The sequence below is a fragment of the Cytobacillus firmus genome (assembly GCF_023715565.1).
GTDB classification, from domain to species: Bacteria; Bacillota; Bacilli; order Bacillales; family Cytobacillaceae; genus Cytobacillus; species Cytobacillus firmus_C.
Window position 1 is genome coordinate 1 of record NZ_JAMBOJ010000071.1, and the last position, 26516, is coordinate 26516.

General features: G+C 40.0%; 26 protein-coding genes. 19 read left to right on the forward strand and 7 right to left on the reverse strand.

The features are described from left to right. Nucleotides 1–154: 154 nt before the first annotated feature. Nucleotides 155–1624, reverse strand: a complete 1470-nt coding sequence (locus tag M3205_RS21615; RefSeq protein WP_251171777.1) for an aminotransferase class I/II-fold pyridoxal phosphate-dependent enzyme — start codon at nucleotides 1622–1624, stop codon at nucleotides 155–157. A gap of 242 nt (nucleotides 1625–1866) precedes the next feature. Here M3205_RS21615 and M3205_RS21620 point away from each other — a divergent pair, with 242 nt between their 5' ends. Then, nucleotides 1867–2826: an NAD(P)H-dependent flavin oxidoreductase gene (locus tag M3205_RS21620; protein ID WP_251171778.1), complete on the forward strand. Its 960-nt coding sequence runs from the start codon at nucleotides 1867–1869 to the stop codon at nucleotides 2824–2826. Between the two features lie 40 nt (nucleotides 2827–2866). Continuing rightward, nucleotides 2867–3142 (forward strand): UPF0223 family protein, encoded by a 276-nt coding sequence (locus M3205_RS21625; protein ID WP_251171779.1) that lies wholly within the window; start codon nucleotides 2867–2869, stop codon nucleotides 3140–3142. 76 nt (nucleotides 3143–3218) lie between these two features. Here M3205_RS21625 and M3205_RS21630 read toward each other — a convergent pair whose 3' ends face one another. After that, complete coding sequence (locus tag M3205_RS21630) at nucleotides 3219–3839, reverse strand: YktB family protein (protein ID WP_251171780.1); 621 nt, start codon at nucleotides 3837–3839, stop codon at nucleotides 3219–3221. Between the two features lie 196 nt (nucleotides 3840–4035). On the opposite strand from M3205_RS21630, the gene M3205_RS21635 reads away from it, so the two are divergent. The 3 genes from M3205_RS21635 to M3205_RS21645 all read left to right on the forward strand — a co-directional run bounded on the left by M3205_RS21635 (nucleotide 4036) and on the right by M3205_RS21645 (nucleotide 6026). Then, nucleotides 4036–4230 carry a hypothetical protein gene (locus tag M3205_RS21635; RefSeq protein ID WP_035328635.1) on the forward strand — a complete coding sequence of 65 codons (195 nt, stop codon included), beginning with the start codon at nucleotides 4036–4038 and terminating at the stop codon, nucleotides 4228–4230. A gap of 538 nt (nucleotides 4231–4768) precedes the next feature. Next, nucleotides 4769–5569, forward strand: coding sequence for an inositol monophosphatase family protein (locus M3205_RS21640; RefSeq protein WP_251171781.1), 801 nt, complete (start codon nucleotides 4769–4771; stop codon nucleotides 5567–5569). Beyond that, nucleotides 5556–6026: a GNAT family N-acetyltransferase gene (locus M3205_RS21645; protein ID WP_251171782.1), complete on the forward strand. Its 471-nt coding sequence runs from the start codon at nucleotides 5556–5558 to the stop codon at nucleotides 6024–6026. Before M3205_RS21640 ends, M3205_RS21645 begins: the two co-directional genes overlap by 14 nt. A 32-nt stretch (nucleotides 6027–6058) precedes the next feature. Here the strand turns inward: M3205_RS21645 and M3205_RS21650 are convergent, their stop codons facing one another. Further along, entirely contained in the window at nucleotides 6059–6244 is a 186-nt protein-coding gene (locus M3205_RS21650; RefSeq protein ID WP_251171783.1) for a YlaF family protein, read from the reverse strand. 218 nt (nucleotides 6245–6462) lie between these two features. On the opposite strand from M3205_RS21650, the gene typA reads away from it, so the two are divergent. The 3 genes from typA to M3205_RS21665 are packed head-to-tail and all read left to right on the forward strand — an operon-like array spanning nucleotide 6463 to nucleotide 8955. Further along, nucleotides 6463–8301 carry a translational GTPase TypA gene (typA, locus tag M3205_RS21655; RefSeq protein WP_251171784.1) on the forward strand — a complete coding sequence of 613 codons (1839 nt, stop codon included), beginning with the start codon at nucleotides 6463–6465 and terminating at the stop codon, nucleotides 8299–8301. Nucleotides 8302–8328: 27 nt separating this feature from the next. Next, nucleotides 8329–8649, forward strand: coding sequence for a YlaH-like family protein (locus M3205_RS21660; protein WP_251171785.1), 321 nt, complete (start codon nucleotides 8329–8331; stop codon nucleotides 8647–8649). 15 nt (nucleotides 8650–8664) lie between these two features. Then, nucleotides 8665–8955 carry a hypothetical protein gene (locus M3205_RS21665; RefSeq protein WP_251171786.1) on the forward strand — a complete coding sequence of 97 codons (291 nt, stop codon included), beginning with the start codon at nucleotides 8665–8667 and terminating at the stop codon, nucleotides 8953–8955. A gap of 62 nt (nucleotides 8956–9017) precedes the next feature. Here the strand turns inward: M3205_RS21665 and M3205_RS21670 are convergent, their stop codons facing one another. Then, on the reverse strand, nucleotides 9018–9218 hold the full coding sequence (locus M3205_RS21670) for a YlaI family protein (RefSeq protein ID WP_035328651.1): 201 nt from the start codon (nucleotides 9216–9218) through the stop codon (nucleotides 9018–9020). A 234-nt stretch (nucleotides 9219–9452) separates the two neighbouring features. Here M3205_RS21670 and M3205_RS21675 point away from each other — a divergent pair, with 234 nt between their 5' ends. Continuing rightward, nucleotides 9453–9908, forward strand: coding sequence for a pyridoxamine 5'-phosphate oxidase family protein (locus M3205_RS21675; RefSeq protein WP_251171787.1), 456 nt, complete (start codon nucleotides 9453–9455; stop codon nucleotides 9906–9908). Between the two features lie 79 nt (nucleotides 9909–9987). Here M3205_RS21675 and M3205_RS21680 read toward each other — a convergent pair whose 3' ends face one another. Then, a complete protein-coding gene (locus M3205_RS21680) occupies nucleotides 9988–10590 on the reverse strand; it encodes a YhcN/YlaJ family sporulation lipoprotein (RefSeq protein WP_251171788.1) in 603 nt (200 codons plus the stop codon). A 336-nt stretch (nucleotides 10591–10926) separates the two neighbouring features. Here M3205_RS21680 and M3205_RS21685 point away from each other — a divergent pair, with 336 nt between their 5' ends. Next, nucleotides 10927–12258: a PhoH family protein gene (locus M3205_RS21685; RefSeq protein WP_175609154.1), complete on the forward strand. Its 1332-nt coding sequence runs from the start codon at nucleotides 10927–10929 to the stop codon at nucleotides 12256–12258. Between the two features lie 90 nt (nucleotides 12259–12348). Here the strand turns inward: M3205_RS21685 and M3205_RS21690 are convergent, their stop codons facing one another. After that, a complete protein-coding gene (locus M3205_RS21690) occupies nucleotides 12349–12846 on the reverse strand; it encodes a molybdopterin-binding protein (RefSeq protein ID WP_251171789.1) in 498 nt (165 codons plus the stop codon). 231 nt (nucleotides 12847–13077) lie between these two features. Here M3205_RS21690 and M3205_RS21695 point away from each other — a divergent pair, with 231 nt between their 5' ends. The 3 genes from M3205_RS21695 to pyc all read left to right on the forward strand — a co-directional run bounded on the left by M3205_RS21695 (nucleotide 13078) and on the right by pyc (nucleotide 18439). After that, nucleotides 13078–13359, forward strand: a complete 282-nt coding sequence (locus M3205_RS21695; protein ID WP_095244100.1) for an Fpa/YlaN family protein — start codon at nucleotides 13078–13080, stop codon at nucleotides 13357–13359. 257 nt (nucleotides 13360–13616) lie between these two features. Continuing rightward, nucleotides 13617–14819, forward strand: coding sequence for an FtsW/RodA/SpoVE family cell cycle protein (locus M3205_RS21700; protein ID WP_251171790.1), 1203 nt, complete (start codon nucleotides 13617–13619; stop codon nucleotides 14817–14819). 179 nt (nucleotides 14820–14998) lie between these two features. After that, a complete protein-coding gene (gene pyc, locus M3205_RS21705) occupies nucleotides 14999–18439 on the forward strand; it encodes a pyruvate carboxylase (RefSeq protein WP_251171791.1) in 3441 nt (1146 codons plus the stop codon). A 45-nt stretch (nucleotides 18440–18484) separates the two neighbouring features. On the opposite strand, the gene M3205_RS21710 is transcribed toward pyc, so the two are convergent. After that, the gene (locus M3205_RS21710; protein ID WP_251171792.1) at nucleotides 18485–19462 is read right to left on the reverse strand and encodes a COX15/CtaA family protein; all 978 of its coding nucleotides are present in this window, start codon (nucleotides 19460–19462) and stop codon (nucleotides 18485–18487) included. Nucleotides 19463–20097: 635 nt separating this feature from the next. Between M3205_RS21710 and cyoE the strand changes: the two genes are divergently transcribed. The 6 genes from cyoE (at nucleotide 20098) to ctaG (ending at nucleotide 26358) form a co-directional block, all read left to right on the forward strand. After that, on the forward strand, nucleotides 20098–21036 hold the full coding sequence (cyoE, locus tag M3205_RS21715) for a heme o synthase (protein ID WP_251171793.1): 939 nt from the start codon (nucleotides 20098–20100) through the stop codon (nucleotides 21034–21036). 110 nt (nucleotides 21037–21146) lie between these two features. Further along, nucleotides 21147–22223 (forward strand): cytochrome c oxidase subunit II, encoded by a 1077-nt coding sequence (gene coxB, locus M3205_RS21720; RefSeq protein WP_251171794.1) that lies wholly within the window; start codon nucleotides 21147–21149, stop codon nucleotides 22221–22223. Between the two features lie 27 nt (nucleotides 22224–22250). After that, nucleotides 22251–24119 (forward strand): cytochrome c oxidase subunit I, encoded by a 1869-nt coding sequence (gene ctaD / locus M3205_RS21725; RefSeq protein ID WP_251171795.1) that lies wholly within the window; start codon nucleotides 22251–22253, stop codon nucleotides 24117–24119. Further along, complete coding sequence (locus M3205_RS21730) at nucleotides 24119–24748, forward strand: cytochrome (ubi)quinol oxidase subunit III (RefSeq protein WP_035328684.1); 630 nt, start codon at nucleotides 24119–24121, stop codon at nucleotides 24746–24748. Before ctaD ends, M3205_RS21730 begins: the two co-directional genes overlap by 1 nt. A 4-nt stretch (nucleotides 24749–24752) precedes the next feature. Then, a complete protein-coding gene (gene ctaF / locus M3205_RS21735) occupies nucleotides 24753–25088 on the forward strand; it encodes a cytochrome c oxidase subunit IVB (protein WP_251171796.1) in 336 nt (111 codons plus the stop codon). A gap of 367 nt (nucleotides 25089–25455) precedes the next feature. Continuing rightward, nucleotides 25456–26358, forward strand: a complete 903-nt coding sequence (ctaG, locus tag M3205_RS21740) for a cytochrome c oxidase assembly factor CtaG (RefSeq protein ID WP_251171797.1) — start codon at nucleotides 25456–25458, stop codon at nucleotides 26356–26358. Nucleotides 26359–26516: the final 158 nt, after the last annotated feature.

Genomic DNA, 26516 nt, shown 5'->3' on the forward strand with positions numbered 1-26516 from the left:
CCCGTTGAATTGGATTATGTTTAGAAAGCATATTAATCACCTCAAGCATTGTATTACTTCTATTTTAAATCAAAAAAGACTCCCGACAAGTACGATTTTCATCGAGTTTGTCGACAGTCTGAAAGAGCCTTCCTAAATGGAAGGCTCTTTTGCATTATCTTATGGCTTTGTGCTCTTCAATAACGCGAAGATACTTGAAATCGTAATCCTCCGGCCCTTGAACAGGCAGTCCAGCTTCCATATTTGTTTTTATATAACGCAGGTTTTCCTTTGTAATAATTTCTCCCGGAATAAAAATGGGGATACCAGGCGGATAAACCATAATAAATTCTGCAATGATTCTGCCTTCAGACTCGTCAAATGGAACAAGCTCTGTATCCGCATAAAATGCGTCACGAGGTGTAAGAGACAAAACGGGAATATTTGGGAGAAGCACTTGAGTTTCAAGCTTTTCAGTATTCCCTTGACGATCACTGGCGAGTTCGGCAAGAGCAGCAACTAAAATATCTGCTTCCCGTTCGGAGTCACCTGGGGTAACAATGCAAAGGATATTATATAAATCAGACATCTCAACTTCAATATTATGATGTTCCCGAAGCCAATTCTCCACATCGAAACCATTCATGCCAAGCTCTTTGACAGAAATAATCAATTTGGTTGGATCGTAGTCATGTGCAGCTTTGGTTTCCAGTATTTCTTCACCGACACAATAGAGCCTGTCAATTTCATTGATGCGGCGGCGAATGGATTGGGCCAAATCAATTGTCTTCTGAATGAGTTCCTTTCCCTCTGTAGTCAGGCGCTTCCTTGCAACATCCAGGGAGGCAAGCAATAAATAGGAAGTGGAAGTTGTTGTCAGCATGCTTAAAATGGATTGAACCCTTTTGGCCGAAACAAGATTTCCTTTCATATTTAAAATTGAACTTTGCGTCATGGACCCGCCCAGTTTGTGGACAGATGTTGCGGCTAAATCAGCACCTGCCTGCATAGCAGATAAGGGCAGCTCATCATGGAAATGAATATGCACACCATGGGCTTCATCAACCAGTACGGGCACATTATATGAATGTGCAATTTCGACGATTTTCTTCAAATCTGCCGAAACACCGAAATAAGTAGGGTTAATTACTAATATCCCTTTTGCGTCCGGATGAAGTTCAAGAGCTTTCGATACTGATTCAGTTGTAATCCCATGAGATATACCAAGGTTTTCATCAATTTCAGGATGTATAAAGATAGGGGTTGCGCCTGAAAAAACTATTGCAGACATGACTGATTTATGAACATTTCTCGGGACAATAATTTTATCCCCGGGGCCGCAGACAGCCATAACCATAGTCATAATTGCTCCGCTTGTTCCTTGTACTGAGAAGAATGTTCTGTCTGCACCAAAGGCCTCTGCTGCAAGATCCTGGGCTTCTTTAATAATGCCTTTTGGCTGATGGAGATCATCAAGCGGACCAATATTAATCAGGTCAATGGCGAGTGCATTATCACCAATATATTCCCTGAATTCCGGATCAATCCCTGCTCCTTTTTTATGGCCGGGTATATGAAACTGTACCGGGTCCTTTTTTGCGTGTGCAAGCAAACCGCTGAATAACGGTGTTTTGTTTTGAGACAACTTATTCCCACACCTCTTTAATAATAATATTTCAATAAGCTTCTAGCTGATTTAAAACATTTGCATTATAGCATTATTCAATCCCTTTGCATAGAAAGTTCTATTGGTTTTTCATTCTGTTAAAGCGTGTCTTTTCCGGACTTTCGCCTCCACAATTCAGTTTCCGTTTAGTTATAGAAGTTAACAGGAATTTAAACAATATAAATCGAAATAAAAGTTATGAAGAAATGGAGGGTACATAAATGAACTGGAAAACACGTGTGACAGAATTACTGAAAATTAAATATCCAATTATACAGGGTGGCCTTGCCCATCTTGCCTATTCAGATCTGGCTGCCGCAGTTTCAAATGCAGGAGGTTTAGGGCAGGTTACCGCAATGTCTCTCAGCAGCCCGGAAAAATTAAGAGACGAAATTCAAAAGGTTAAGAAATTGACAGATAAGCCATTTGGGGTTAATTTTGCAATTGGTCAGCATGGAAGACCTTTCTCTGATTATCTGGATATAGCAATTGAAGAAGACGTTCCCGTTATCTCTATGACAGGGGGAAATCCTGCACCTATCTTTGATCAATTAAAGGGTGTAAATGTGAAGAAGCTTGTTCTTGTGGCAGCAAAAAGGCAGGCAGTAAAGGCTGAGGAGCTTGGGGCAGATGCAGTGATGGTTGTAGGACAGGAAGGCGGCGGGCATCTGGGCAGGGATGATATTGGAACCTTTGTACTCGTTCCTCAGGTTGCCGATGCTGTTTCCATCCCTGTGATTGCCTCAGGAGGTATTGGAGACGGCAGGGGGCTGATGGCAGCATTAAGTCTTGGAGCAGATGGTATTGAGATGGGAACAAGATTTGTTGCAACAAAAGAATGCGTCCATGCTTCTGAATTATATAAAAACCGCTTAGTCGAAGGAACGGAAAATGACACGGTTGTCATTAAAAGAACTATAGGTGCACCTGCAAGGGTAATTGCGAATCCGTGGTCGGATAAGATCTTGGAAATCGAAAAACAAAACGGCGGCTATGAGCAGTTAAAAAATTACATTAGCGGGAATGCTAATAAGAAATATATATATGAAGGGAAAGAGCAGGAAGGGTTTGCATGGGCAGGACAAGTTATGGGGTTAATTAAGGATATCCCCTCCGTGGAAGAACTATTCGAGCGGATTATAGCAGAAGGTGAAACCATCAGGGGAAAATGGACTAATTAATGATAAAATGCAACATGAATATCTTAAATGAGGTGACAGAATGGAATATCAGTATCCGATTGACCAGGATTGGTCGACAGAAGAAATTGTGGATGTTATAAAATATTTTGAAAGCATTGAAATGGCATACGAAAAAGGAATTGAGCGGGAACAATTCATGGATGCATATAGACGCTTCAAAGAAATCGTTCCAGGGAAAGCTCAGGAGAAAAACATCTGCGATGACTTTGAAGAACAAAGTGGCTATTCATCCTACAAGACAGTAAAACTGGCTAAAGAACGTTCACCCGGGGACAAATTAAAAATGCAGAAATAGTCTTTAAAAAAACAAAACCTTCAACTTGCTGAAGGTTTTGTTTTTTTACTGCCAAATCCACGTTCTGAAAACATGTTTATGCCAATTTGTATAGGGGTAATAAATTTCTAAATACAGATTCAGCTTTTTCAATAAACTGATCAGGTGACATGCGAACGGCATCTTCTCGAGAAATATGATAGCCGCAAAGAATTTCCGCCTTTTTGACATTCTGCAGACGCTGAAACATGGATTCTAGTTCTTTCTTATCCATTTGCTCATGCAGAACTGCATCTGGTTTAGTGTGATCGCCGGACCAGACATAATCATTTGGTATTTCTTTATAAATCTTGTCCAGGCTGTTCTCATAAGACTTGCCTGCAGCCATTTTATTTGGTGCTTCATAAATGATGGCAAACCAGATAAATACATGTGTTTCCCATAATCCTATCTGGAAATGTGGAAGCATTTTATACCCTCTCGCATTGTTTGCGAATGCGACCCAGGTATCATTTGGCGGATTTTTTGTTCTTCTCGCATGTTTGGCAACATGAGGAAACATTTCATCCCCTGACAGGTTTGAAAGTAATGGTGCAAAATGGCGGCCCAATTCTTCTAATTTTGGCCTGATAACTGATTTTAAATTGTCCATTCTTTCATCCAATCCATCTATTGTAAAGACATCGAAATCATCGTTTGTAAAACCGGAAAAAGACATAAGCTGACCTCCTGTGTACTTTGTCAAATATTGTAGCATACCCGGGAACAATCCAAAAATTTAAAGCTCTATAGAAAAGGGTGAAATAAAGTCTTAGGTTATGGCACAAATTAGTTGCAACCAAGAATTGTCCTTCATATGATAAAAGTAAAAATAATCAGAAAATTAAACACTTTTGGAAGGGGTGTACTGTCTAATGAAACAACTAATGAATACAGTGAAAAAGAAAAATGGTGATAGGGAAAGAACAGCGGTTTTAAGGCTGGAAATGGACTATGAGCTGGCTACTTTGTTTGATGCCATGTCAGAAAAAAATGAAGACCTTCAAAAGCAATCTAAACTTAAGCTGGAAAAAATCAGGCAGGAACTTCTTAGATTAAAAGCACTTTAAGATGAATTGCCGATAAAGGAGAAAAGGCAAAAAAAATGCAAATAAGAAGAAAAAATTAGAAACGAACTCCATGATACTATGAGGGGTTCGTTTATTATTTTTAATACAAGGCTGTTTTCATAAAGTTTGTTGCTATATATATTATATTCACTGAGTTGATTGCAGTGGAAGGTGCGAGATCCTCGAAAATGCATGCGCATTCTCTGCGTGCGGTTTTTACTCAAGGTAGCACATTCAAAGTCCTACGGGAGTAGCGGGACAAGTGAGACCCCCAGACGCGCTGCGTCGAGGAGGCTCACGGCCCGCCCTGTGGCTCGCTGAGCATCCTCTCGATACAATCAACGGACAACATGGATAGCTGAAAACAAATATTTATACGAAAAGAGCATAATACAAAAATAACAGCTTTGCCTTCGGCAAATAATTAATCACTCCGAAATGATAAAGCTATCATTGGAGAGTATATAACTTGAAGAACCTTACTATTTCATTTAAGCTAGAAATATTTTAATGATATCACTATGCGGAGGGCTGACCCATGACAAATTGGAGTGAGATTCATACATATGCCAAATCCTTAATTAAAGAGGCGGGCGTGAATATTAAAAATTCTTTCAGCAAAACTCTGACTATAAGCACCAAGTCAAATGCGAATGATTTAGTGACAGATATTGATCAGGAAACCGAACAATTTTTCATAAAGAAAATAAATGAAAAATACCCTGAGCACCGGATACTTGGTGAAGAAGGTTTTGGTGATGAGCTAAATGACCTGGATGGAATCGTCTGGATTATTGATCCGATTGACGGAACAATGAACTTTGTCCATCAGCAGAGAAACTTTGCGATATCAGTCAGCATTTATGAAAATGGAAAAGGCAAAATCGGATTAATATATGATGTAGTTCATGACGAGTTATATCATTGCATGAAAGGGCATGGGGTTTTCATGAATGATTTGCAACTTCCTCCCTTAAAGGAAACGGATGTATCAAAAGCGATCATTGGATTGAATGCCACATGGGTTACCGAAAATAAAAGGATTGATCCATCACTGCTGGCTCCACTTGTACGAAATGCAAGGGGAACACGGTCTTACGGTTCAGCAGCTATGGAAATGGCATATATAGCATCCGGGAGAGTTGATGCATACATAACCATGCGCCTTGCTCCATGGGATTTTGCTGCTGGCGTGATTATGATTGAGGAATTGGGAGGGATTGCGACAACCGTTAAAGGTGAGGAGCTGAACTATCTTGAAAACAATTCTGTTTTTGTCTCTAAGCCAGGGCTGCATCAGCAAATTATGAAAGAATACTTGAAAAATGGAAAATGGTAACTTATCAAGCAGCGAGTTCACAGAGGAAGACCATCCCTTTTTTTTAGAAGTCATTAAGGATAGTACCGACTGGGAAGAAGAAGAAAAATGTGGGAATAACCTTTGCCATTATATGGCCAGGCATCAGGAATTAAATGGGGAGTGGAGAATTTGGCGTATTGATGGAGAACGAACAGCCGTCACTTTCCATGTGAATTTATCCCCTTCTAACCGGAAGCCGTGGCTCGGTACGATCCTGGTTAAAAAAGAAGTGCGAAGAAAAGGAATAGGAACAAAGATTATTCAACTGTTGACCGCTGAGTTAAAGAAGAAAGGCGAAAAGTCTTTGTTTGCTGGTGTCCCTGAAAATCGGAACTCTTGGATTTGCTTTTTATCAGATGCCGGATTTGAGCAGTTTAAGATGGAGACTTCCGATGATGACCGGGAATTTTTAATAATGGTCTGTCCATTAATATGAAAAAAGCTGCAGCCATCCGCTGCAGCTTTAAATTATAACGAACCTTCTTCTCTCATCTTCTTCTTAGTTTTAAAACCATATCCCATTACAAGGACTAAAGCGATAATGGCCAGGATGATCCCAAACATGCTTCTTTCAGCTACCGCAACGCCAATACCCATCATGCATATAGCTGCTCCTATCGCAAAGGCTAATAAAGGCCACTTGATCTTCTTCATAATTTCACTCCCAAGAGGATTAATTTAGTTAATTACTGGTGAAAAATATGTAGAGAATATACTGTCCGACAGTATATTTACAAGAAATAAATCCTTCTCTACATTATTTTACACAAAAAGTTTTTAGGTTTCTATAGTAATTGTGATATAATGTATCAGTTGTGAAAAATGTTGAAAATATGAATTTGATTCAGTTTTGATAAATAGGAGGAAATCTTTTGAAATTAAGAGAAGATATTCGAAATATAGCGATTATAGCCCACGTTGACCACGGTAAAACAACATTGGTTGACGAGCTCTTAAAACAGTCCGGAACTTTCCGTTCAAATGAGCACGTGGAAGAGCGTGCGATGGATTCAAACGATCTGGAAAGAGAACGCGGTATTACGATTTTAGCTAAAAACACTGCAGTTAAATATAAAGATACAAGAATCAACATTCTGGATACACCTGGACATGCCGATTTCGGCGGAGAAGTTGAACGGATCATGAAAATGGTTGACGGCGTATTATTAGTTGTCGATGCATATGAAGGATGTATGCCGCAGACGCGGTTTGTTCTTAAGAAGGCTTTGGAACAAAAACTTACGCCAATCGTTGTTGTAAATAAAATTGACAAACCATCTGCCCGTCCCTCAGAAGTTGTTGACGAGGTAATCGATTTGTTTATTGAACTGGGTGCAGATGAAGATCAGCTTGAATTCCCGGTTATATATGCATCTGCTATTTCGGGAACTTCAAGTGTTACCCCTGACAAGCAGGATGATGATATGCATTCTCTTTATGAAGCAATCATTGAACATATTCCTGGACCAGTTGATAACCGTGAAGAGCCGCTTCAATTTCAGGTGGCACTCCTTGATTACAACGATTATGTGGGGAGAATTGGAATTGGCCGGGTATTCCGTGGGACAATCCAGGTTGGACAGCAGGTTGCTTTAATGAAACTTGATGGCTCAGTTAAGCAATTCCGGGTTACAAAGATTTTTGGTTTCTTTGGACTGAAGCGAGAAGAGATCCAGGAAGCTTATCCTGGAGACCTTATTGCCGTTTCGGGAATGGAAGACATTAATGTAGGGGAAACAATTTGCCCTGTCGAGCATCAGGAAGCACTTCCTGTTCTAAGGATTGATGAACCAACACTGCAAATGACGTTCCTAGTTAACAACAGTCCATTCGCGGGAAGAGAAGGCAAATATATTACTTCAAGAAAAGTTGAAGAAAGACTTCGTGCACAGCTTGAGACGGACGTAAGTCTTCGAGTTGAAAATACAGATTCACCTGATGCCTGGGTTGTATCCGGACGTGGGGAATTGCATTTATCAATCCTGATTGAAAATATGCGCCGTGAAGGGTTTGAACTGCAGGTTTCTAAGCCAGAAGTAATTATTAGAGAAATTGACGGTGTTCGCTGTGAACCGGTAGAACGTGTTCAAATCGATGTGCCTGAAGATAATACTGGATCGATTATTGAATCTATGGGTACCCGTAAAGGTGAAATGCTTGATATGGTCAATAACGGCAATGGTCAAGTAAGGCTGACGTTCAATGTCCCTGCCCGCGGACTGATCGGCTACTCCACCGAATTTATGACGCTAACCCGCGGCTATGGTATTATCAATCACACATTTGACAGCTACCAGCCGGAAATTAAAGGTCAAATTGGCGGACGCAGCAAAGGTGTCCTAGTGTCAATGGAAAGCGGCAAGTCATCCACATACGGAATTATGCAAGTTGAGGACCGAGGAACTATTTTCGTTGAGCCGGGTACTGAAATTTATGAAGGTATGATTGTGGGAGAGCATACTCGTGAAAATGATCTTACTGTCAACATCACTAAAGTGAAGCATGCGACAAACATCCGTTCTGCTAATAAGGATCAGACGAATGTAATTAAAAAGCCGCGGATCATGACACTTGAAGAAGCTCTGGAATACCTGAATGATGATGAGCTGCTTGAAGTAACACCTGAGTCAATCAGACTGAGAAAGAAACTTCTTGATAAGAATGAAAGAGAAAGAATGGCAAAGAAGAAGAAATACGCTGAAACTAACTAAGGCTAAGAAGGGGGAGGAGATAAGGATATGGATGTATCACAGCACCTGTCTTTTTTTGCTGCTTTGTTCAAAGTCGATGAGAATCCCACAACCGGAATGTGGCTTCTCTATATAACAATTGTACTGCTGTCAATATTGGTATTTAAATTAGGATTTGCAAAGAAACTCCCAATTTTAAAATCAGCTATGATATACACTTTCTTGATTTTAGGCTGTACGATGTTGACGTTTCTCGGAGTATTCCTTCCTGTAGCAGAAGGTCTTGTTGTGGCTGCATTAATCTTGATCATTTACAAAATCCGCCTTAACCAGGAAAAGAAGGAACAGGCAAAGGCAAAGGCGGAATAACAGGGAGATGCTGAGATGAAGTCCTTGCAGGATTCACTGTATAACTGGCTGACGATAAAAATTGTCTGTGAGGAACGTCCGGATGATACAGCGGCAGCAGACACAGAAAAAATGTTCTTTGAGATTCTTTCGGAAGAGCATAATATTTCAGATATTCACTTTGAAAAAGATGATGTGATGTATTATGTACATTACACAAAGGGCGAAGAACGGAATAAGAGCCGCTTTCCATGTGAATTGATAGAAGTAATGCTTAAACAGATTCAAAGTGAACCTGAAAAATATGTAAATTATCCGGAGGATTAAAAGAAGCCGCCCCAGACAAATGACTGGGGCGGCTTCTTTGCTGTTCTGGAATGGTGTGGAATTCACCATTCCTCCTCCTGGACTTTGCTTCGATATAGCTTAAAGTTTCCAGTATCAGCTCTTTTTTGTGTTTTTTCTGTAATTCTTGTTTCGCATGGTCTGCACATATATGTGTGAATCGGGCGGTTTCGGAGACGTTTAGCCTGCAAGGACTCGTTTTCAATGGATTCAATTTTATCACATAGTACACATTTTACTCGCATGGGACACCTCATATTGTTTTAACTGTTGTTATTACCATTATAGTATAAGTTCAGGTCTGATTCGAATGCTTTGCGGCAAATATTTTTTTACGGTCGTCCCGTATCGGGTTTTATGTGTTAGTTTATATTAGTATAGAAAGCGCTGCAGGTTTAATCAAACTTGTAGAAGAGATGTTATAAGTTGAAAGAAAAGCGTTATCATACTATGATGAAATTAATAAAGGAGGGAAAAGAATGGCAAATCAGGTAGAACCGAAATTAATCAAACCATTATATGACGAATTGCAAAAGGAACGTTTCGTCACACTTGCCACAATTGACTTTGAAACTGGCGGGCCTAATGTTAATGCGATTTCATGGATACTGGCAAAAGATGACGGAACATTATATTTTGCAGTTGATAACCGTTCGAGAATTGTTCAAAACATAAATGCCAATAACAAAGTTGTTCTGAATATTATCGCGAATGAATCTACATACTCCATCGCAGGTGAAGCATCGATTAAGGCTGAAAAGATGGAAGGCGTACCTTTAAAGCTTGCTCTTATGGCCATTACTGTGAAGGAAGTCCGTGATGTCATGTTTTACGGCTCTAAAATCACTGTTGAACCTCAATATGACAAAACATACGATAAAGATGCAGCAGCTCGTTTGGACAAACAGGTAATGGAGGCAATGAAAAAAGCTTAGTTCCCCAGGGAACTAAGCTTTTGTTGTTCTTACAGCCGTTTTACCGCTAAGCAATAATTACCATCGGTGGATGACTCTTTTACTTATAATGATTTGAGTGTTTTTCCTGTTTTTGTTCAAGCTGATTTTCCTGGTCATTGTTGAGTCTTTTCTTTGGATCTTCGGTTGCGTTTTTCTCATTTTCCTTTTTAGGATCAACCAGATCGGCTGGGACTTCAGGCATTAACCGGCCGGCGATATCTGCCAGTTCGTTCATGATTCCCTGCAGGGGCTCTCCGTTTTGAATGTCAGCGGCTATTTCTCGAAGCCTCGCGTTAATATCCGGATCAGCCACTACAATTGCTCTTGCACCATGAGGATCATTTTTTAGGGTTTCGGCAACTGAATATTTGATTGATCCGACCTCAGAACGATCTAGATTTTTATTCACATCTACTCCAATGACTGCAAAGCGTCCAAGTACAACTGCTGTTGCATCATTGACATTGGGAACTCGGACAGCCAAATTGACAAGATGCCTGGAAACCTGCTGTCCAGTCTCTCTGTCAACTTCCTGTATTGTACTATTTTTAACATTTACTGAGTTGATGTTTTTTTGCTCCTGATGATCTTGGGCCTGGTTGTTCATGCCGCACCCTGTTAATAGTAATCCTGTCATCCAAACAAGCAGCCATTTATTCATATTTGACACCTCCGGGACATCTGAATTTCCTGAAAATGAAACCTTGAACTTCTTCAGGTTCAGGAATATTGAGGATTGTTTAATGTTATTGTGCAAAATTTCTTCTATCTTTATTCGGCATTACATATATTTTTACCAAGATAGATTTGTCCGCTTCCTAAGAAAGCCTTTCTTCCTAATTAATCAACATCTTTCGAAGGCTGAATAATATAAATCAACAGGATTATAATCCATCAGGAATGAAGGTGAACTTTTTCATGAAACTGCAAATCTGCAAGCAGGGGATCTCGCACTTGCAATTTGCTTTATCAAGACACAAGAGGAGCAGGGGGCATCATATTGAGTAAAATTTACGTATTAGATACCAATGTCTTGTTGCAGGATCCTAATTCCATATTTTCATTTGAAGATAATGAAGTAGTTATTCCGGCTGTAGTTCTGGAAGAGGTTGATTCTAAGAAAAGGTATATGGACGAAATTGGGAGGAATGCAAGGCAAGTATCCCGGCTGATTGACAGCATGAGAGAGACAGGTAAGCTACATGAGAAAATACCTCTTGAAAATGGCGGAAGCCTGCGAATTGAGTTAAATCATAGATCATTTCATGAACTTCAGGAGATCTTTGTAGAAAAAACGAATGATAATCGGATTTTGGCAGTTGCAAAAAACTTATCTTTGGAGGAAGAGACAAAAGAAAATGGACGAACGGTAATCCTGGTAAGCAAAGATGCTCTTGTCAGAGTTAAAGCGGATGCGATCGGGCTAATTTCAGAGGACTTCTTAAGTGATCGTGTAGTTGAAAATGATCATTTATATCCCGGTTTTCTGGAGGTATATATAGGGCTCGATATTATGAACCGCTTTTATGAAAAAGGAGAACTGCCACTTTCTGAAATAGCAAATCATCCTTTCTATCCCAATCAGTTTCTGGTGATGAAAGATGCGCTTGGTTCCTCATCGTCTGCACTTGGTATAGTGGACAAAAGTGGAAAGAAAGTGAAAAAACTTATTTTTGATCATGACCATATATGGGGGATCAAGCCGAGAAACGTGCAGCAGACAATGGCTCTTGAGCTGTTACTGAGAAATGACCTGCCGCTTGTTACGCTTATCGGCAAGGCCGGGACTGGAAAAACTCTTTTGGCGCTTGCATCTGGCTTAATGCAGACCGAAGATTATGGACAGTACAAAAAATTGCTGGTCGCCCGCCCCATTGTGCCTGTAGGCAAGGATTTGGGATTCCTTCCGGGTGAAAAAGAGGAAAAGTTAAGACCATGGATGCAGCCGATTTTCGATAATCTGGAGTACCTGTTTAATGTCAAAAAGCCGGGTGAATTGGATGCCATATTGGCAGGTATGGGCTCGATTGAGGTGGAGGCCCTGACATATATCAGAGGCAGAAGCATACCGGATCAATTCATTATTATTGATGAAGCACAGAACCTGACGAAGCATGAAGTGAAAACCATATTAACCAGGGTAGGGGAAGGGAGTAAAATTGTACTGATGGGAGATCCCGAGCAGATAGACCATCCCTACCTTGATGCATATAACAACGGTCTCACCTATGTCGTGGAAAGATTTAAAGATCAGGTTATCTCGGGTCATGTCAAACTTGTTAAAGGTGAGAGATCCGGCTTGGCCCAGCTTGCTGCTGACCTGTTATAACCTGCATGACAGGGCTTGTGAATTCTGGAGTTTTCAGGCCGGGGGAAGAGACTGCGAAGAAAAAGGGCGATGCAATTTCGCCCTCCCCTGTCATTCCACTCTAAATGCTTTCACTCTTTTTATAGGAGAATTCTGGTTGCTCCCATCCCCGAGATAGGCATGAACAGGCCCATCCTCTTTTAATGGTTTTCCATCCTTTGAGAACCCCAATATTAATTCTTCTGCTTCAGATAGAGTCAATCTGGTCTCGCCATCTTCGCTTTCAATAACTACGAATTCTGCATTCTCTTTTGGCTCCGCATTCATTAGGAATGGTTTAAAAGGTATCCCGAATGTACCTGTCAGGACCTTTTCTTTTTCAAACTTCTTTTCTGTTTTAAGTGTTGGAGGGAAAACTGCGCCTTCCATAATTTCTCTATCCCAATGCTTTGAGACTGCTTTAGTATATTCATCAAGTTCATTTTTTCTGATATTTTCCTGCATAAAGTATGTTGTCAAATCCACCCTTCGGTCATCAAATATCCAGACTCCCGGATCTAAGGTGATTTGATATTTTACGTTTCCTTTGAAAGCAATAATATTTTCCATATTGAACCTCCTGGCAGCACCACTTATATTAAATATATGTATGATTTAAGTATACAGATTTTTAAGGCGCTTGTCATACAAGCAATAATTGATGATTATCCTTATTAGTGCAGTACTGAATTCAGGCGGGAATCCTTTCTTTATCGAATCCCTTATTATCCTTGCTTTTTTCCATGCTTAAGTATAAAATTTATAGATAGGATAATCGCTCGGAAATGGAGGGATTTAAAGTTGGCTTCTGACATGATTATTGACCACAAAGAAAAAGCAAATGCCATTCTTAAGGCGGATGCTGCTAAAATATTAAAGTTAATTAAGGTACAGATGGATAATCTAACCATGCCTCAATGCCCTCTATATGAGGAAGTTCTTGATACCCAGATGTTTGGCTTATCAAGAGAAATAGATTTTGCTGTCCGTCTTGGATTAATTGAAGAGACTGAAGGAAAGGCTATTTTAGAGGAATTGGAAAGGGAGCTCTCCATGCTCCACGAAGCTTCAGTAAAAAAATAATAATAAAAAACTCAAACATCTCTTACAAAGAATGTTTGAGTTTTTTTATAACCTTATTATAAAAAATGGTATTAGTATATCTAATAGAAAAGATTACTATATATTGTATAACTTAATTTAAAAATAGTATAACATAATTATAGAATTATTTTCTTTGCTGTGTTACATTTAAATTAACTTTTCTTTTCTTCAAAGCAGGATATTTAATACTATAGTAGAATAAGTAATAAACTTAGAAGATAAGGGAAGAGGGCTGGATGTTTAAAAAAATATTAAAATCATATGATTATACCCTGATAATTGCCGTGGCCCTGTTAGCTGTTTTTGGACTTATTATGGTTTTTAGTGCAAGCATGGTAACAGCAGTCCAGATTTATGATCAGGATAGTGACTTTTTCTACAATAAACAAAAGATGAATTTAATTATCTCAGGCATTGTTTTCGTATTTGTCGCTCTATTTCCATACAAAGCTATGCAAAGCAACAAATTTCTTGTTCCGATGGTATTTCTTTCGTTATTCGGTCTAATTGCGTTATTTATCTTCGGTAAAGTAGCTGGTGGAGCTATGAGCTGGTTTGAAGTCGGTAAGAGAAGCCTTCAGCCAGCAGAGTTTGTCAAGCTTTCAGTCATTATATATTTGGCTGCTGTGTATGCAAAGAAACAGCCCTATATCAATGAATTTAACAAAGGGGTTCTCCCGCCGCTTGCTTATCTCCTCCTTGCCGTAATCCTGGTTGCTTTACAGCCTGATTTTGGTACAGCCATGATTATATTGCTTGTGGCTGGAGCAGTGATATTTACTTCAGGCATGAATTTTAAGAATATATTTAAATTGGTGCTCTTCGGAGTATTGCTGGCCGCTCCTTTTCTCCTTATATTAAAAGATAAGATATTTGCGCCTTATCGAATGGGGAGGGTAGAAGCATTTAGAGATCCCTTTGGATCGGAGTTCGGATATCAGCTTTCGAATTCTTATATCGCCCTCGGTGCAGGCGGGTTAAAAGGACTGGGCCTTGGTGAGAGTATACAAAAACTAGGGTATCTTCCTGAAGCCCATACAGACTTCATTATGGCCGTAATTGCTGAGGAACTCGGTGCATTCGGAGTAGGTTTTGTCATTTTGCTTATCGGGTACATTGTACTGAGAGGAATCTTTATCAGTTTAAAGTGTAAAGATGCTTTTGGAAGCTTGCTTGCTATCGGGATTTCCGCCATGATAGGAATTCAGGCGTTCATTAACCTTGCGGGAATTTCGGGTGTTATGCCGCTCACTGGTGTTACACTTCCTTTTATAAGCTATGGAGGGTCATCCCTGCTATTGCTTTCGATTGCAATGGGAATTCTAGTGAATGTCTCTATGTTCGTCAATTATGAAAAGAAATATAAACATAAGCATGAAGAGACAAATCCGGAATCTATTGAGATGGCTTCCGAAAAAACATTTTCTATTCATAAATAAGCACAGATAAATTTACAGTGCTTTATTTATATATCAATCAGCTGATGCTGATTACATAATTGCTTCCATCAGGGGGCAGCCAATCAGAGTTACTATGGCCGGCTAGCGGAATATCCGCCCGGCCTCAACTTGAATTTGGCAGAATATTGCTAAAAATACATAAAGACGGGGTGTTTTGTTTGAGCAGAAGAATTAACAAAGTATTAGTAGCTAACAGAGGAGAAATTGCCATTCGTGTTTTCCGTGCCTGCACTGAGCTGGATATTCGCACGGTAGCTATCTATTCGAAAGAGGATTCCGGTTCCTACCACCGATATAAAGCGGATGAAGCTTATCTGGTAGGGGAGGGCAAAAAACCGATTGATGCCTATCTTGACATTGAAGGAATCATTGATATAGCAAAAAGCAGTGATGTAGATGCCGTTCATCCTGGTTACGGATTTCTATCTGAAAATATTGAATTCGCCAAACGGTGCGAGGAAGAAGGCATCATATTTATCGGTCCTACTTCAAAGCATTTAGATATGTTTGGAGATAAAGTTAAGGCAAGAACTCAAGCCCAGCTTGCTGAAATTCCGGTGATACCTGGCAGTGATGGTCCAGTAGAAAGCCTGGACGAAGTAATTAGCTTCGGCAAAGATCATGGCTTCCCAATTATCATTAAAGCTTCACTGGGCGGCGGCGGAAGAGGCATGCGAATCGTAAGGAACCTTGAAGAAGTAAAGGAATCATATGAGCGTGCCAAATCAGAGGCAAAAGCAGCTTTTGGGAATGATGAAGTTTATGTTGAAAGATTTATAGAGAGGCCGAAACACATTGAAGTTCAAATCATCGGTGACCATGAAGGGAATATTGTTCACCTGTATGAAAGAGATTGTTCAGTCCAAAGGCGCCACCAGAAGGTTGTTGAAGTTGCACCTTGCGTCTCACTCCCGGAAAATTTGAGAGACGAGATATGCCAGGCTGCTGTCAACCTAATGAAGAATGTAGATTATTTAAATGCAGGAACTGTGGAATTCCTGGTTTCAGGTGACCAGTTTTATTTCATAGAAGTAAATCCGCGTGTACAAGTTGAGCATACGATCACCGAAATGGTAACAGGTGTCGATATTGTACAAACGCAAATCATGGTGGCTGAAGGCCACTCGCTGCACAGCAAAGAAGTTGGGGTTCCGAAACAGGAAGATATTCATGTACATGGCTATGCCATTCAATCCCGTGTTACAACAGAGGACCCTTTAAATAATTTTATGCCAGATACCGGCAGGTTAATGGCATACAGATCAGGCGGCGGTTTCGGCGTAAGGCTTGATGCTGGAAATGGTTTTCAGGGGGCAGTAATCACACCTTATTATGATTCGCTGCTTGTTAAACTCTCAACACATGCAATGACTTTCCAGCAGGCAGCATCAAAAATGGTGAGGAACCTTCAGGAGTTTCGTATCAGGGGTATAAAAACAAATATTCCTTTCCTAGAGAATGTTGTAAAACATGAAAAATTCTTAATAGGTGAGTATGATACATCATTTATTGATGAAACTCCTGAGCTATTCCTATTTTCGAAAAAGAAAGACCGCGGGACGAAGATGCTGAATTATATCGGAAATGTAACGGTAAATGGATTTCCGGGAATTGAAAAGAAGAAACGGCCGGTATTTGAAGAGCCTCGAGTACCGAAATTAAAATATAGTACAGATTACCAGGATGGAACAAAGCAAATTTTAGATAATCAAGGTCCTGAAGGGCTTGTAAATTGGATTAAAGAACAAAAGGAAGTCCTGATTACGGATACTACCTTCCGTGATGCGCATCAATCTCTGCTCGCGACACGGGTAAGAACTAATGATCTGAAGCATATAGCAGAGCCGACAGCAAAATTGCTGCCCGATATGTTTTCGTATGAAATGTGGGGCGGTGCCACTTTTGATGTTGCTTACAGATTCCTGAAAGAAGATCCTTGGGATAGATTACTGACATTACGGGAGAAAATGCCAAATGTTTTATTCCAGATGCTTCTTCGTGCTTCGAATGCAGTCGGTTATAAAAACTACCCGGATAATGTAATAAGAGAGTTCGTAGAAAAATCGGCCCACGCCGGTATCGATGTATTCCGGATTTTCGATAGCCTTAACTGGGTTAAAGGGATGGAAGTAGCAATTGATGCTGTGCGGCAGACAGGAAAAATTGCTGAAGCCGCTATGTGTTATACAGGTGATATTCTGGATCCTGCCAGAACAAAATACAATCTAAAATACTATAAAGACTTAGCAAAGGAACTTGAAAATCAGGGAGCACATATACTGGCCATCAAGGATATGGCCGGTTTATTGAAGCCACAATCAGCATATACTCTTATTTCTGAATTGAAAGAAACTGTTGACATTCCAATTCATCTTCACACCCATGATACAAGTGGAAATGGAATTTACACATATGCAAAGGCTATTGAAGCTGGAGTGGATATTGTAGATACGGCACTGAGTACAATGGCAGGCTTAACATCACAGCCAAGCGCTAACTCTTTGTATTACGCGCTGCAGGGAAATGACAGACAGCCAAAAATTGATATCCAGTCGCTCGAGCAATTATCTTACTATTGGGAAGATGTGCGCAAATATTACCAGGATTTCGAAAGCGGCATGAAAGCTCCTCATTCAGAAGTCTACCAGCATGAGATGCCTGGCGGTCAATACAGTAATCTTCAGCAGCAGGCTAAAGCAGTTGGCCTTGGGGATAAGTGGGATGAAGTTAAGGACATGTATTCCCGCGTGAACCAAATGTTTGGTGATATTGTCAAAGTTACACCTTCATCAAAGGTCGTTGGTGATATGGCGTTGTTTATGGTTCAGAATCAGCTGACAGAACAGGATGTTTTGAACAAAGGGAGATCACTGGATTTTCCAGACTCAGTTGTAGAGCTATTTGAAGGCTACCTGGGCCAGCCATATGGCGGTTTTCCGACTGAACTGCAAAAAGTCATATTGAAAGACAGAGAGCCAATTACAGTCCGACCAGGAGAGCTTCTTGAAGATGTAGACTTTGATGCTTTAAAAGAAAAACTCTTTAAAGAATTGGGCAGACAGGTTACAAGCTTTGAAGCAATTGCTTATGCACTATATCCAAAAGTATTTATGGATTATATTAAGACCTGCGATCAATTTGGTGATATTTCTGTTCTTGATACCCCTACATTCCTGTATGGTCTAAGACTTGGTGAGGAAGTGGAAATTGAAATTGAAACAGGTAAAACATTAATAGTTAAATTGGTTTCGATAGGGCAGCCTCAAGCAGACGGCACAAGAATTGTATATTTTGAGCTAAATGGCCAGCCGCGGGAAGTAAGCATAAAAGACGAAAGCATAAAAGCTACAACAGCAGCCAAGGCAAAAGCTGATCCGCATAATGAAAGCCATATTGCAGCCAGCATGCCGGGAACTGTCATCAAGTTACTTGTAGAAAAAGGTGAGAAAGTCGAAAAAGGCGATCACTTAATGATTACTGAGGCTATGAAGATGGAAACGACTGTACAGGCACCATTCTCTGGAATTGTAAAGGATATTTTTGTATCAAATGGTGAAGCAATTCAAACTGGTGACCTGCTTATAGAGTTTTCAAAATAAACAAAAGAGCTTCGGCAAATGCCGAAGCTCTTTTGTTTATTTAATTTATGGAATGGAAGTGAAAGTAGGGATAGCCGATTCATCACTTTTCTCTTTTTCCTTAACTGCTGAAGCAGCTAGCTCATTTTTTTTGCTTCGTGAAGACAGGAGGATAAAATAGCTTAGTACTCCAAATAAGCAGGAAATAAAGAAGGCGTGTGCAAGAGCTATATACAAGTTAAGTCTGGTTAAGACGACCAATGCTCCAGCGGCAACCTGAAGTGATACTAAGATAAAGGAAATAATCCAACCCCAGTAAATTACCTTCTGGTTTTTGTAATGTTTAATGGCCAAATAGGTAATGTAACCAATCCATATGAAAATTAATCCAGCGGCGGCTCGGTGCCCCATTTGCACCCATTCGTACATATTAGAAGGAAGTGTGAATGATCCATTTATACAAAGCGGCCAGTCACGGCATACAAGGCTGGCATTAACATGACGCACAAGTGCACCGGTGTAAACAACAGCATAGCTGTATAAAGAAACTCCAATAATATGTTTCCTCATTCTTTTATCGATAATAAGTTTTTCTGCCTCGAATTTTTTATCAACTTCAAAAATAAGCAAAGTCAGGAGCAGTACAGCAGCAAAAGAAATTAATGATATCCCGAAATGAAGGGCTAGCACAAAATCAGATTGCCCCCAGACTACTGCGGCAGCGCCAATTAAAGCCTGCAGGATAAGGAAAAAAAGCGAAGTCAGCGCTAAAAACTTTGTCTCTCTAATATGCCCTATTTTTCTCCATGTCCAAATTGATAATATAAGAACCATAAATCCAATAGTGCCTGATACTAGTCTGTGTGCCAGTTCGATAATCAGTTCAGGAGTAATATCGGTGGGAACTAACTCGCCGTTGCAAAGTGGCCATGATTTCCCGCACCCCATTCCTGATTCCGTTTTGGTTACTAGGGCACCGCCCAGCAAAACCAAAAGCATGCCGATTGATGTGAGAACGGCAAGCCATTTTAAAGATCGTTGCAAAGCCTTTCACCTTCTTTAAATATTCTAGGTTTAATAATAGTGTCAACAATTGATTTAGTGCGTATTTGTCCATTATCTATCTTAACAAAGATTCTATAAAAAGCCATATATGAATGTGCGTCCATTTACTTTTTCGATAGTACAGGAACAAAAAGCTTTTTACAACAGTTATAAAAATTATAAAGTTAATTATAGTAAAAAAGGTTGAAACTTATAATAGAGTTTGCTAGAAATATAAAGGGGGTATAAAATGGATGTCCCCTGTCGCGGAAAAAAGTAATACAAAATACATAATGTGAGTATATTATTCCTCCGTAGTTTTCTGAACCATTTTTATTATCTCAAAGATAAACCTTTTCTTTAAGTAAATTTAGACTTTGACACAAATTAGTCATAAATTATTCTAAAAAAATTCACAAAAGAGTTTTAAAGTGTGATTTAATATACAGAGAAAAGGTTTGGATTCATTTAGATAGTAAACAGTTTAAATACAATATTAATGGTAGAAAACTATTAGTATGGTTATTATTTATCCCGGGTTCACCCCTCGTTTTTTATCGCGAATATGGCTTTCGGTACATTTATGCTTTATAGTAGGTGTAATGTTCGCGGTAAGGAATTAAGGAGGAAAAGATATGTCTGACTCACGGGCTTTAAGTGATGCTGCTATTGAAAATAGAGAGCGAAGCCTCCAACAAGATATTCCTGAGACTACAGTCTGGAAGGACTTTCTTGCTCTTATCAAAATTGGTATTGTAAATTCCAATCTGATTACAGCGTTCACCGGTCTTTGGCTTGCACTGCATTTTTCAGGAAAAGGATTTTTCAATAATCTGGATCTGGTTCTTTATACAGTTATTGGCTCCTCATTGATTATTGCAGGCTCCTGCAGCTTAAATAATTATATAGACCGCGACATTGATCCATTAATGGAAAGGACAAAAGGGAGGCCAACTGTTACTGGGAAAGTCAACCCGGGCAAGGTGGCACTTTTGAGTTTTCTGCTTATTGGCCTTGGTACGGCCTTTTTAATGTTTACAACAGTAACAGCAGTTGTTATTGGATTAATTGGTGTTTTCAGTTACGTTGTCCTATATACAATGTGGGCTAAACGCAGGTTTGTTTCCAATACGATTATAGGCAGCATTTCAGGGGCAGTTCCCCCGCTTATTGGGTGGGCAGCTGTGGATGGCAACCTTGACCCTATGGCATGGGTGCTGTTCGCTATTGTGTTTATCTGGCAACCTCCTCATTTTTATGCGCTGGCTATGAGAAGGGTAGAGGAATACCGGGCTGCTGGAGTTCCGATGCTACCAGTAGTAAAAGGATTTAAGACCACGAAAAGGCATATTTATATCTGGATTGCAGCATTAATGCCGCTGCCGTTCCTAATGCCATCGCTGGGACTGCCATTCATGATACTTGCTGCAGTTTTAAACATCGGCTGGTTATTGACCGGGCTATATGCAAGAAAGTTTAAGGATGATATTAAATGGGCTACATTGATGTTTGTATACTCCCTGCAATATCTGACCATCATGTTTGTAGCTATGGTAATTGTCACACTTATTTAACTTAGTTAGGAAGTTCCTTTTTCGTTTATAACGAGAGGGGATTTATCCATATTTTTTGATCAAACAATTCAAAAAATGAAATCTTTACGAAAGAGGGGTTTGATTAAGCTATGAAAAGGCTTGCAAAGTGGCGTCTTTTTTCTCTGTTTGCAATGATGGCGCTCATTCTTTCCGCTTGCTCCGGTGAACCGTATTTATCTACGCTAAAACCTGCCGGCGAAGTGGCGCAGACACAATTTGATTTGATGGTGTTAAGTACTGTAATAATGGTAGGAGTAATTGCGGTCGTAACAATAATCTTCTTTATTGTTGTTTTTAAATTCCGCCGCAAGGACGACAGAATTCCAAAACAAGTTGAAGGAAGCCACAAACTGGAAATCATTTGGACTGTTATTCCTATTCTTTTGCTTCTTATTCTTGCTGTACCGACAGTTTCAGCTACCTTTAAGCTTGCTGATGTAGGTCCAATGGAAAAGAAGAATGAAGATGGCAAAACAGATGCACTTGTTGTTAATGTGCGTGCAAACTTATACTGGTGGGAATTTGAGTATCCAAACCAGGAAATTATCACTGGCCAGGAATTAGTTGTGCCAACGGATGAAAAAGTTTATTTCAATCTTATTGCTTCAGATGTTAAGCACTCCTTCTGGATTCCTGCTGTAGGCGGTAAGCTGGATACGAACACGGACAACGTGAATAAATTCTGGCTCAAGTTTGACAGTGAAAAGGCTGCAGATGCCGATAATTTATTTTATGGAAAATGTGCTGAGCTTTGCGGTCCATCTCACGCGTTAATGGATTTCAAAGTTAAAGCGGTTCCACGTGATGAATTTGATCAATGGGCAACTGCAATGGCAGAAGTAAAAGAACCTAAAAAGGCAGAGACAGATCTTGCTCAAGCTGGTCAGGAAGTTTTCAATAACAGCTGTATCGGCTGTCATGCTGTAACTCCGGCAAACACTGCTCCTGAAGCAGCTCGTTTAGCTCCTAACTTAACAAACTTCGGTGATCGTGACCGTATTGCAGGTGTCCTTGATCATACTGAAGATGATCTTAAGGATTGGTTAAGAGATCCGGAAACATTCAAACCTGGCAATAAAATGACAGGTACTTATGGTGAATTGTCAGAAGAAGAGCTTGATGCCCTGACAGAATATTTAATGGGCTTGAAAGTTACGGAACAATAGGGATTTTTTGAAAAGGGAGGTAAAATTGTGAGTACCTTAGCACAAAAAAAAGGTTTCGGAGCGGTTTTATGGGATTACTTAACTACAGTTGACCATAAAAAAATCGCAATCCTTTATCTTATAGCTGGCGGATTTTTCTTCTTGCTTGGCGGATTGGAAGCTATGTTCATCCGTATCCAGCTTGCAGTACCAAATAATGACTTTGTAAGTGCCGGATTATATAATGAAATTTTAACTATGCACGGTACAACGATGATCTTCTTGGCGGCTATGCCACTAATTTTTGCTTTTATGAATGCTGTTATGCCACTTCAGATTGGTGCGCGTGACGTTGCATTCCCATTCTTGAATTCTTTAGGATTCTGGCTGTTTTTCTTTGGTGGAGTTTTCTTGAACCTGTCATGGTTCTTAGGCGGAGCTCCTGATGCCGGATGGACTTCTTATGCATCTCTATCAATTGCTTCTGAAGGGCATGGAATCGACTTCTATGCACTTGGACTGCAGATATCAGGTGCTGGTACGTTAATCGGGGGGATCAACTTCCTTGTTACCATCATTAACATGCGTGCTCCTGGTATGACATACATGCGTATGCCTTTGTTTACTTGGACAACATTTGTTACATCAGCATTAATTTTATTTGCATTCCCTGCTCTAACAGTAGGACTATTCCTGTTAATTTTCGACCGTATGTTTGGATCTAACTTCTTTGATCCTGCTATGGGTGGAAACACAATTATCTGGGAGCATTTCTTCTGGATTTTTGGACACCCTGAAGTTTACATCTTGGTTTTGCCGGCTTTCGGTATTTTCTCCGAGATCTTTGCGATATTCTCAAGAAAACGCCTTTTCGGATACTCTTCAATGGTATTCGCAACGGTCCTTATCGGTTTCTTAGGATTCATGGTATGGGCTCACCATATGTTTACAACTGGTATGGGGCCTATTGCAAACGCAATTTTTGCTGTTGCAACAATGGCAATTGCAGTACCGACTGGTATTAAGATCTTTAACTGGTTATTTACAATGTGGGGTGGAAGCATCACTTTTACAACGCCTATGCTTTGGGCTATTGCCTTTATTCCTTCATTCGTAGCCGGAGGTGTTACTGGTGTTATGCTGGCGTCTGCTGCACAGGATTACCAGTACCATGACAGCTACTTTGTAGTTGCCCACTTCCATTATGTTATTGTCGGCGGTGTTGTGTTTGCACTATTTGCGGGTGCTCACCTATATTGGCCAAAAATGTTCGGTACAATGTTAAGTGAATTCCTTGGAAAAATTACGTTCGTATTATTCTTTATTGGATTCCATTTAACATTCTTTATCCAGCATTTCCTTGGACTTTGGGGAATGCCGCGTCGTATCTTCACTTATCTTCCTGGACAGGGATTTGATACGTCGAACATGGTAAGTACTGTTGGTGCTTTCTTCATGGCAGCTGCAGTCATCATCTTGTTAATAAATGTTGTTATTACTAGCGTTAAAAATGAAAAAGTTGGCAATGATCCTTGGGGAGACGGCCGAACTTTAGAGTGGGCCATTCCTTCACCGCCTCCATTCTATAACTTCAAGCAGCTTCCGCTGGTTCGCGGCCTTGATGCATATTGGCTTGAAAAAATGGAAGGCAAAAAAGGCATGTCGCCTGCAGAACCGCTAGGTGATATCCATATGCCAAATAACTCGTTTGTTCCATTTGTGATTTCTTTCGGACTATTTGTTGCTGCATTTGGGGCAATGTACCACAATGAACACAGCTGGGGTATTCCAGTGCTAATCGTGGGTATGCTTATTACTTTAGGCTCCATGTTTGTTCGTTCTGTCAAGGATGATCATGGATACCACATTCATAAAGAAGATTTGGAAGATAATAATGATAAGGGGGTTAAGGCATAATGGCTACTGAACAAAAAATGACTTATGAAACATGGCCTGCGTCGCCTGAAAAGCAAACCCTCGAAGCCAAGAACAAATTCTTAGGTTTCTGGTTTTTCCTTGGGGGAGAGACGGTTTTATTCGCCTCCCTATTTGCCACTTACCTTGCTTTAAAAGACAAAGTTCCTAGCAGTGACATGGCTCTTGCGAAAGACTTGTTTGAAATTCCATTGGCATTTATTATGACAATGCTGCTATTAACAAGCTCGCTCACAAGCGTATATGCTATGTATCACATGAAGAACTTCAACTTCAAAAAAATGCAGCTATGGCTTGGGATTACTGTTTTGCTTGGACTTGGATTCCTCGGCTTGGAAATTTACGAGTTCAATCACTATGTACATGAGTTCCATCATAGTTTCACTAGCAGTGCCTTTGGTTCAGCCTTCTACACGTTAGTTGGATTCCATGGTGCTCACGTGGCATTTGGTTTACTATGGATCACTACTTTGATGATCCGCAACAGTAAAAGAGGATTGAGCCTTTACAATGCTCCTAAGTTTTATGTAGCCAGCCTATACTGGCACTTTATCGACGTTGTTTGGGTATTCATCTTCACAGTAGTATATTTAATGGGAATGGTGGGATAAACTGATGGCCAATCAACAACCAAACTCAGGTAACCCAAGAGTAGACATTGAATATAGACGCAAAAAAAGTGCAGAAGAGATGAGACATCAAGTTATCACATTCGCACTAATGATCTTCCTGACAATTGTTGCGTTCGTAGCTGCAGGTTATGAAGGTTTCTCCGGATGGTTTGTAGTGCCGTTCATCCTGATTCTTGCTCTTGTGCAAGTAGTCTTTCAATTATATTATTTCATGCATATGAGCCACAAAGGTCATGAAGCACCGGCAATGTTCTTATACTCAGGAGCATTTGTCGGATTTATCACAATCATCGCTTTCTTGACTGTTATTTGGTGGTAAATTCAAAAGAAAATCGGCTGTTGTGGCCGGTTTTCTTTTTATGTAAGGCTGTTTTAGCAAGGTTTGTTGCTATCTGTATATTTTTTAATGAATTGATTGGAGTGGAAGGTGCGAGATACTCAAGGAAGCTTAATCAACCTCCCGCGGTTCGCAGAGCATCCTCTCGCTGTAATCAACGGGCAACATCAATAGGTGAAATACAACAATTTATACCAAAAGAGTCTTATGTAATGAAGTAGTGGCAATTAATACTCAATTTCCGTTTTATTGAGATTGCAGATTGAAGGGAGTATAATAGTACTTGTCAATATCTCTTTGTATTGGAAATGTTTAAGGCTGATTAAGCAATATTTAATGAGGTGATAGCATGTCTTTGGAAATATTCGGTTTCCGTGCGCTTTGGAGTCCATATTTCTTTTTATTTGTAGCAGTGATTCTTGCAGGATACTTTATGTTAACAGTAAAGTATCGTGAAAAGTTCAAAGATAGTGAGCCATTAACTAAAAGGCAGGGTTTGTATTTTACAATCGCTATGATTGTGTTATATGCGATCAAAGGCTCCCCGCTGGACTTGATGGGTCATTTAATGTTTTATGCCCATATGATACAGATGGCTATCCTGTATTTAGTTGTTCCTCCCCTTGTAGTCATGGGAATTCCTCAGTGGGTTTGGAGACGAGTGGTTAATCACAAAGCTGTTAAACCTGTTTTCAGTATTTTTACAAAGCCATTAATCGCCATTATCTTGTTTAATGGAGTATTTTCCATATACCACATACCAGATGTTTTTGATGTCGTAAAAACGGATATGATGTTTCATACTGTATATACCTCTGGCCTGTTTCTTCTGGCAATCTTTATGTGGTGGCCGACTATTAATGAGCTTCCTGAAATGGAGTCACTGGACGGCTTGAAAAAGGTAGGATACATCTTTGCAAATGGTGTTTTATTGACTCCTGCATGTGCTCTGATCATTTTTTCAGATACTCCAATGTACAGCACATATTCTGATCCAAATGCATGGGCACAGGCCCTTCAGTTATGTGTTCCTTCTGCGACACTGGCAAGCCTGAATCTTAGCGGGCCGGAAATGTTCAATTCAATGTCACTTATACACGATCAGCAGCTTGGCGGCGTAATCATGAAGATTATCCAGGAAATTGTATATGGCTTTATTCTTGCGCAGATCTTCTATGCATGGTACAAAAAAGAACAGGAAATTACGCCTTCAGAAGAAGAAGCAATATTAAATCCGCATTTAGTAAAATAAAAAATAAACTCCAGTCAGAGGCTGGAGTTTATTTCAGTTTGTAGACAAAAGGGGTTCGGAATAGTCTCATTCCGGACCTCTTTTTTGAATTTTATTGGCTTTGAAGCATTTTCAGATGATGATAGACCTCTCCGAGGTCATCTTCTAGGCCATTTCTG

Excerpts from the sequence above, each read along its gene's own strand:
- M3205_RS21625 (WP_251171779.1), top strand. The coding sequence starts at position 2,867 with ATGGAATATCAGTATCCGATTGACCAGGATTGGTCGACAGAAGAAATT.
- M3205_RS21620 (WP_251171778.1), top strand. The coding sequence starts at position 1,867 with ATGAACTGGAAAACACGTGTGACAGAATTACTGAAAATTAAATATCCA.
- M3205_RS21675 (WP_251171787.1), top strand. The coding sequence starts at position 9,453 with ATGGCAAATCAGGTAGAACCGAAATTAATCAAACCATTATATGACGAA.
- M3205_RS21690 (WP_251171789.1), bottom strand. The coding sequence starts at position 12,846 with ATGGAAAATATTATTGCTTTCAAAGGAAACGTAAAATATCAAATCACC.
- cyoE (WP_251171793.1), top strand. The coding sequence starts at position 20,098 with ATGTCTGACTCACGGGCTTTAAGTGATGCTGCTATTGAAAATAGAGAG.
- M3205_RS21650 (WP_251171783.1), bottom strand. The coding sequence starts at position 6,244 with ATGAAGAAGATCAAGTGGCCTTTATTAGCCTTTGCGATAGGAGCAGCT.
- M3205_RS21640 (WP_251171781.1), top strand. The coding sequence starts at position 4,769 with ATGACAAATTGGAGTGAGATTCATACATATGCCAAATCCTTAATTAAA.
- M3205_RS21645 (WP_251171782.1), top strand. The coding sequence starts at position 5,556 with ATGGAAAATGGTAACTTATCAAGCAGCGAGTTCACAGAGGAAGACCAT.
- M3205_RS21635 (WP_035328635.1), top strand. The coding sequence starts at position 4,036 with ATGAAACAACTAATGAATACAGTGAAAAAGAAAAATGGTGATAGGGAA.
- M3205_RS21670 (WP_035328651.1), bottom strand. The coding sequence starts at position 9,218 with ATGCGAGTAAAATGTGTACTATGTGATAAAATTGAATCCATTGAAAAC.
- M3205_RS21665 (WP_251171786.1), top strand. The coding sequence starts at position 8,665 with ATGAAGTCCTTGCAGGATTCACTGTATAACTGGCTGACGATAAAAATT.
- M3205_RS21680 (WP_251171788.1), bottom strand. The coding sequence starts at position 10,590 with ATGAATAAATGGCTGCTTGTTTGGATGACAGGATTACTATTAACAGGG.
- ctaG (WP_251171797.1), top strand. The coding sequence starts at position 25,456 with ATGTCTTTGGAAATATTCGGTTTCCGTGCGCTTTGGAGTCCATATTTC.
- M3205_RS21730 (WP_035328684.1), top strand. The coding sequence starts at position 24,119 with ATGGCTACTGAACAAAAAATGACTTATGAAACATGGCCTGCGTCGCCT.
- M3205_RS21630 (WP_251171780.1), bottom strand. The coding sequence starts at position 3,839 with ATGTCTTTTTCCGGTTTTACAAACGATGATTTCGATGTCTTTACAATA.
- coxB (WP_251171794.1), top strand. The coding sequence starts at position 21,147 with ATGAAAAGGCTTGCAAAGTGGCGTCTTTTTTCTCTGTTTGCAATGATG.
- M3205_RS21700 (WP_251171790.1), top strand. The coding sequence starts at position 13,617 with ATGTTTAAAAAAATATTAAAATCATATGATTATACCCTGATAATTGCC.
- ctaF (WP_251171796.1), top strand. The coding sequence starts at position 24,753 with ATGGCCAATCAACAACCAAACTCAGGTAACCCAAGAGTAGACATTGAA.
- M3205_RS21660 (WP_251171785.1), top strand. The coding sequence starts at position 8,329 with ATGGATGTATCACAGCACCTGTCTTTTTTTGCTGCTTTGTTCAAAGTC.